The sequence below is a fragment of the Streptomyces sp. BF23-19 genome (genome assembly GCF_041106355.1).
Taxonomy (GTDB): domain Bacteria; phylum Actinomycetota; class Actinomycetes; order Streptomycetales; family Streptomycetaceae; genus Streptomyces; species Streptomyces virginiae_A.
The window spans coordinates 61,928-68,247 of record NZ_JBGBPT010000046.1 but is presented as its reverse complement, the minus strand read 5'-3'; the positions used below and the strand labels follow the sequence as shown (position 1 = coordinate 68,247).

6 protein-coding genes are annotated in these 6,320 nt (G+C 71.1%); 4 read left to right on the top strand and 2 right to left on the bottom strand.

Annotation, left to right across the window (positions count from 1 at the left end):
* Positions 1-143: 143 nt before the first annotated feature.
* Entirely contained in the window at positions 144-602 is a 459-nt protein-coding gene (locus AB8A24_RS24920) for a DUF5709 domain-containing protein (RefSeq protein ID WP_328964914.1), read from the bottom strand.
* Positions 603-764: 162 nt separating this feature from the next.
* Positions 765-1,079: a hypothetical protein gene (locus AB8A24_RS24915; protein ID WP_266386771.1), complete on the bottom strand. Its 315-nt coding sequence runs from the start codon at positions 1,077-1,079 to the stop codon at positions 765-767.
* Between the two features lie 174 nt (positions 1,080-1,253).
* On the opposite strand from AB8A24_RS24915, the gene AB8A24_RS24910 reads away from it, so the two are divergent.
* The 4 genes from AB8A24_RS24910 to AB8A24_RS24895 all read left to right on the top strand — a co-directional run bounded on the left by AB8A24_RS24910 (position 1,254) and on the right by AB8A24_RS24895 (position 6,311).
* Positions 1,254-1,451 carry a hypothetical protein gene (locus AB8A24_RS24910; RefSeq protein ID WP_328964913.1) on the top strand — a complete coding sequence of 66 codons (198 nt, stop codon included), beginning with the start codon at positions 1,254-1,256 and terminating at the stop codon, positions 1,449-1,451.
* 131 nt (positions 1,452-1,582) lie between these two features.
* Complete coding sequence (locus AB8A24_RS24905; protein WP_369477708.1) at positions 1,583-1,939, top strand: hypothetical protein; 357 nt, start codon at positions 1,583-1,585, stop codon at positions 1,937-1,939.
* 520 nt (positions 1,940-2,459) lie between these two features.
* Positions 2,460-5,057 (top strand): rifamycin-inactivating phosphotransferase, encoded by a 2,598-nt coding sequence (gene rph / locus AB8A24_RS24900; protein ID WP_369477707.1) that lies wholly within the window; start codon positions 2,460-2,462, stop codon positions 5,055-5,057.
* A 195-nt stretch (positions 5,058-5,252) separates the two neighbouring features.
* Entirely contained in the window at positions 5,253-6,311 is a 1,059-nt protein-coding gene (locus tag AB8A24_RS24895; protein ID WP_369477706.1) for a hypothetical protein, read from the top strand.
* Positions 6,312-6,320: the final 9 nt, after the last annotated feature.

The window sequence follows — 6,320 nt, the reverse complement described above, 5'->3', positions numbered from 1 at the left end:
TGTCGGTCAGGTCCGCGTCGTCCGGTGCCGTGCCTCGGCGTGCTTCCGGGGCTGCCGTGTACTGGACGTACTCGGTTGCCCCGGCAGTGCAGCGAGGTGCGGTGCCGGGCGGCGCGGACCCGGCAAGGTCCGAAAGAGACGGCCTAGGGGCCCTCCTCAGGTTCCTCGATGAGATGCATGGCGGCTTCCTCGGCCGAGGCCGCCCCCGCGTCGATCCCCACGTCGCGCGCGAGGACGGAGTTCTCGTGGGGCGAGGCGGTGGCCGCGGCCAGCCTTCCGGCGCGCGGGCCGCACGCCTGCGCGTCCATGGGCTCGCCCTCGCCGTCCACCAGGTCCCCGATGCCGTCCCCCGCCGTGGGTTCCCCATCGGGCTCTTCCCTGGCGAGGCGCTCGTCGAGGGTCTCCCCCCGCCGTTGCGCTTCACCTGTGGTGTCGTCCCCCTGCCTCGTATAGGGCCTCTCGGGCGGCGAGTACCCCTGGTCGAGCAGGGCGTCCATGCCGGGCTCGCCGAGGCTGTCGTCCATGTCGGGCTGCAGTTCGGAGGGCTCGTCCTCCGGCTGAGGCTGGTAGACGTCGTCGCCGCGGGCACTGGTCTCGCTCATGATCCGTCCTCCTGCTCGTCCCTCTCGTCGCGGTAGCCGTCGGAAGCACCGCCTGCTCTCCTGCCCCTCCCCAACGTACGACGATCACGCGGATCAGCGGGATCCTGACCTTCTCGGACACCCCTGTCCTCCTGCCCGCGATCGCTCGGCGAGCACGCCGGATCAGTCGGATTCGCTCGCGAGTCGCAGGGCGAGGTCCTGCAGGATCTCCTGCGCCGATGCCTGCGACCCCGTTTGGTCGAATGCGTCCGCGACCGCCTCGAAAGCGAGCACGAAGCCGCTGATCAGGGCGCTGAGCGGGCCGGACAGCTGGTCCAGCACGGCGGACCCGACCTCTGCCGCGTCGGCTTCCGCGGGCACCAGGAACTCCGCCGGTGTCACCTCACCGAGCAGCGAGGAGACGTAGTCCGCGCCGATCCCGCTCCGCACACCCGTCAGTGCGGCGATGGCCTTCAGCTTGATCTCGTTGTCGGTCATCCCGCGAGCGTACGGCGGGGCCCCCGCGGGAGCCGCCGGCATACCGCGCGAGCCCGAAAGCCCGGCCTGGCCGAGCTCAGGGCCCGGCCAGGGCGCGCTCCGCGCGTGTCTCGACCGCGCGTGACCGGGTAGGCGTACGGGAGAGGGGCGAGCGGGCACGGAGGAGGTGCGCACATGAGCGGCGCGGGCGAGAACGACGAGAGGCCGCGGGTACGGCGACCTCGGATGCAGCACGAAGGCGGCACCGCGGACGAGCACGGAAGACGGCCCGGAGTCCCGTCCCGCACGGGCACCGGGGCCCAGCCGTCGGCGGACGCCGAGCGGGTGGCCAGGGCGAACGAGGAGAACGAGGAGGACGACCGGCCCCGGTAGCCGAAGGTGGTCCGCCGACCGCCTTGGCGGGCGCCTTCCACCCGGTAGGCCGTTCGTGCGCATGCAACCGCACGGTCAGGGCACGTGGCCGGTACACAAACAGTTGCGGCTTGCGTAGCGAAGGAGTGTCCGTGCTGCCCATCAAGGTGACCGACAGCGGAGTACTGATCGTCCGACTGCAAGCCGACCTCGACATCGGCCGTCGGGCCGCGACGACGTCGACGATCGACGGCCTCCTGTCGGCCCACCGGTCCACGCCCGTGGTGCTCGAACTGTCCGACGCCGCGCTGAGTCCCGCAGCCGTGAGCATCGTCGTCAGGGCGGATCGCATGTGCCGCGAGGCAGGCACGGCGGCCGCCGTGGTCACCTCCTGCGCGGAAGCCCGTCGCACCCTCGGGACGGATGCCGCGGCGCCGGCACCGGACGTCCACGCCACCGTCCCCCTGGCCGTCGCCGCCCTCGCCGCCACGGTCGATTCGGTGGCGTAGCGGGCGGCCCGGAGGCTCCGCCTCGGCGCCGGTCGGTCCGTCCGTCCGTCACGGCCTCGGACCATGGGCGGGCCGAAGTGGCCGACGAGGATCCCGCGCAACGCCCGGTGCGGGCCGGGGGATCACCCACGCATGCGGGTCGACTTCCTTGAGGTGGTAGAGGGAGCGCGGGGCCGCGTACGCACGCAACTGCCACGGCTCACCCTGGGTTTCGAGGTGTCGGCTGTGGGCGGAGCGTCGCCCATGGGCAGGGGGTACTCCCTCCCGCCACTCTCAACGTATAGCGCACCGGGGGGCTTGCCACAAGCCCCGGGGCACGGCGCAGAATCGTCGACCGAGGCCACAACCTGCGGAAATGGGGGAACGACGTGCGTGTGTCGCTGTCGACGCGTGAAGGACGCGGTGACGTCGAACCAAGGATGGATACGGGCTCGACAAGAGCTTCGGCAGAACGGGAGGGGCCGGTGTTTCGATCGGCCGCTGCAGGACGACGGAACACAGCCACCTCGGAGGTATCTCAGTGATCGAGCAGTACGTGCGGGATCTGCGACAGGTCGACCCGACCTGGGTCGCGGTCGTCGGCGGCAAGGGCGCGCACCTCGGCGCACTGTCGCGGATCGACGACGTCCGCGTACCGGACGGCTTTTGCGTGACGACGGACGCCTTCCGCCGGATCATGACGCAAGCGCCGTCGATCGACGATCAGCTCGACCAGTTGTCGCGCGTGGACCCCGACGACCGGCAGGCGGTCCGGACGCTCAGCGAGCGGATCCGCCGGACCATCGAGGAGGTCGTCATCCCGGATGATCTCGCTGCGGCGATCACCGGCGCGCTCGCCCGGTTCGGCGGACAGGCCGCCTACGCCGTCCGGTCCAGCGCGACGGCGGAGGACCTGCCGACGGCCTCCTTCGCCGGCCAGCAGGACACCTACCTGAACGTCGTGGGGCCGGCGGCGATCCTCCAGCACGTCAGCCGGTGTTGGGCCTCGCTGTTCACCGAGCGGGCCGTGATCTACCGCCGACGCGGCGGCATCGACCACCGTACGGTCCTCATGGCCGTGGTCGTGCAGCGGATGGTCTTCCCGCAGGCGTCCGGCATCCTGTTCACGGCCGACCCCGTCACGGGCGACCGCGAGGTCGCCACCGTGGACGCGGGCTTCGGCCTCGGCGAGGCCCTGGTCTCCGGCCTGGTGAACCCGGACGTGTTCCGGGTGCGCGACGGCGAGGTCGTCGCCAAGGCGATCGCCGCCAAGGAACGTGCCGTTCAGGCTCTACCGGCCGGTGGTACGCGGGAGGTGGCGGTCGACGCCCGGCGACAGGAGCAGCCGGCGCTGACGGATGCTCAGGCCGTGAGCCTCGTGCGGCTGGGGCGGCGGATCGAAGCGCACTTCGGCGGCCCGCAGGACATCGAATGGTGCCTGGTCGACGACGGCTTCCGGATCGTTCAGAGCCGGCCGATCACGACGCTGTTCCCCATCCCGGAGGCAGGCGACGAGGAGAACCACGTCTACGTCTCCGTCGGCCATGGGCAGATGATGACCGACCCCATGAAGCCCCTGGGGTACTCCATGTGGCAGCTGACGGCCATGGTGCCGATGCACGAGGCCGGCGGGAGGCTGTTCGTCGACGTCACCCGGCGCCTCGCCTCGCCCGCGAGCCGCGCCGGTCTCCTCGACGCCCTGGGGAAGGCCGATCCGCTGGTCAGGGATGCTCTGGAGACCGTCCTCGAACGGGAGGACTTCGTCCCCTCGCTCCCGGACGCGGGTCCCGGCGGCCCACCGGCCGGCGGCGCGCCCACGCCGATCCCGACCGATCCGGCCATCGTCACCGAACTGATCGAGCGCAGCCGGGTGTCCATCGCCGCTCTGGAGCGCGACATCCGGACGAAGACCGGACCGGAGCTGTTCGACTTCCTGCTGGAGGCCTTCGAGGAGCACAAGCGGGTGCTCAGCGATCCGCTGAGCATTCAGGCGATCATGGCGGGGATGGAGGCCACCTGGTGGCTCAACGACAAGCTGCAGGAGTGGCTGGGCGAGAAGAACGCGGCTGACACGCTGACCCTGTCCGCTCCTGACAACGTCACGTCGGAGATGGGGCTGGCACTGCTCGACGTCGCGGACGTCATCCGCCCGCTACCGGAGGTGCTGGCGTTCCTGCGGGAGGTCGAGGGCGAGGACTTCCTGGACGAGTTGGCGAAGGTCGCGGGCGGGAGCGAGGCGCGCGACGCCATCGAGGCCTACCTCGACCGGTACGGCATGCGCTGCGCCGGGGAGATCGACATCACGAGGCCGCGTTGGCGCGAACGCCCCGCCACGCTGGTGCCCGTACTCCTGGACAACGTCAGGATCTTCGAACCGGGCGCCGCCGAGCGGCGCTTCGAACAGGGGCGACTGAAGGCGCAGAAGAAGGAACAGGACGTACTGTCACGCTTGCGTGCCCTGCCGGACGGGGATCGGAAGGCCGACGAGACCCAGCGGATGATCGAGCGGGTCAGAACCTTCATCGGATACCGGGAGTACCCGAAGTACGGCATCATCAGCCGCTACTTCGTCTACAAGCAGGCCCTGTTGAAGGAAGCCGAACGTCTCGTGCGGGCGGGTGTGCTTCCCGAGCGGGAGGACTCCTTCTACTTGACGTTCCAGGAACTCCGTGACGTCGTGCGGGCGAACCGGGTGGACGACCGGCTGATCCAGCAACGCAAGGAGGCGTTCCGCTCGTATCACGAGCTCACCCCGCCCCGGGTGCTCACCTCGGACGGTGAGGCCCTCAACGGGGCGTACCGGCGCGAGGACGCGCCGGTCGGCGCCCTGATCGGCGTGCCGGTCTCCGCCGGGACCGTGGAGGGGAGGGCTCGCGTCGTCCTCGACATGGCGGAGGCCGACCTCGAAGCGGGCGACATCCTGGTCACGACCTTCACGGACCCCAGCTGGTCACCGCTGTTCGTCGGAATCGCCGGCCTGGTGACGGAAGTCGGCGGCCTGATGACCCATGGCGCGGTGATCGCCCGGGAGTACGGCCTGCCGGCCGTGGTGGGCGTGGATCGAGCCACCTCGCTGATCCGGGACGGGCAGCGGATCCGCGTGCACGGAACCGACGGGTACGTAGAGATCCTGCCCTGACCCGGCCGGTCGCGTCGGTGCTCGACCGCCATTCCGTGCGTGCGATCGCCGCGCCTCGGTAGGCCGGTCGGGAAAGGGCGGCGACACGCCCACACCGTCCGCCCGGCCCGATCGACCGTCAGTGCCCTGTGTCATCATGCGAACGCGTGCCCAGGGGGTGGGCGTGCGTTCGCATGATGCACCAGGGGGTTGGGAATGGGAGCGGGTACGGAGCCGGACGGTTCGTCCAGGTCCGACGAGGAGTGGGAGCGGTTTCTGCGCGAGTCGGTGGCGGGTGCCGCCGACGCTCCCAAGGAGCCCTCGGCACGGGCCCGCGACGTGGCACGGCGGCTGCGTACGGAGCCCGGCGGCAGTCCGGAAGGCTGGCGCAGCTACACGCCCGCGCGGCCCAAGCGGCGCACGGGCTGGTACTTGGTCGGGCTGCTGGCCTCGTTGGCACTGCTGGTGGTGGCGTTCGTGCCGGGGCGGGTCGTGGACCTGTTCGCCGGCGACGACCACGACGCCCCGGCGGAAGCGGGCCGACGCCCCACCATGCACGAGCCGTTCCGCGGCTCTCCGGCGGCGGACTGGGCGAACGGGGCGGAGGGGATCACCCTGCCGGAGGCCGGGGCGGTCGGTTGGATGAGCGCGGCCCAGGTCGAGCAAGCCCTCGCCCGCAGCCGGGACTTCCTCGTCACCTCCGGCCTGGACCGCGGGGTGCTGCGGGGCGAGCGCCCGGAGAAGGCGATCGCACTGATCAATCCGCACCAGAAGGACGTCCAGGACCTTCTGAAGACCGCTTTCCAGACCCCGACCGAGCAGAACGACCCGCTCCTCCTCTTCAGCCGCTTCCAGCCCTCCCGCACCCAGTTGGTCGGCGACGTCGTGAAGACCCAGGGCCGGCTCACCTACCGGGAGGGCGAGCGCGGCGCGCTCCAGGTGACCGCCGACGTCACCTTCGTCTACCCGGTCACCCGCGCGGACGCGGGCGGCGACGACGAGATCGTCCGCACGATCGTCCGGCGCGAGCTGGTCCTGAGCTGGGACGACCCCGACAAGGTGACCACGGAGCCGGGCACGTTCTCGATCGTCTCGTACAAGTACGACATGACCAACGGCGGTTGCGGCGCCCCCACGGGCTACCTCACGCCGCCCTTCGGCAAGGAGCGCCGGGCGGACGAGGCCGGCAAGGAGGTCGACCCGTACGACCGCAGCGCACCGGTCGGTCAGGGCGGCTTCGCCGAGGACGAGTGCGGGCGCGCCACGCGGTCCTAGGGCGTGTCC

Excerpts from the sequence above, each read along its gene's own strand:
- AB8A24_RS24910 (WP_328964913.1), top strand. The coding sequence starts at position 1,254 with ATGAGCGGCGCGGGCGAGAACGACGAGAGGCCGCGGGTACGGCGACCT.
- AB8A24_RS24895 (WP_369477706.1), top strand. The coding sequence starts at position 5,253 with ATGGGAGCGGGTACGGAGCCGGACGGTTCGTCCAGGTCCGACGAGGAG.
- AB8A24_RS24920 (WP_328964914.1), bottom strand. The coding sequence starts at position 602 with ATGAGCGAGACCAGTGCCCGCGGCGACGACGTCTACCAGCCTCAGCCG.
- AB8A24_RS24915 (WP_266386771.1), bottom strand. The coding sequence starts at position 1,079 with ATGACCGACAACGAGATCAAGCTGAAGGCCATCGCCGCACTGACGGGT.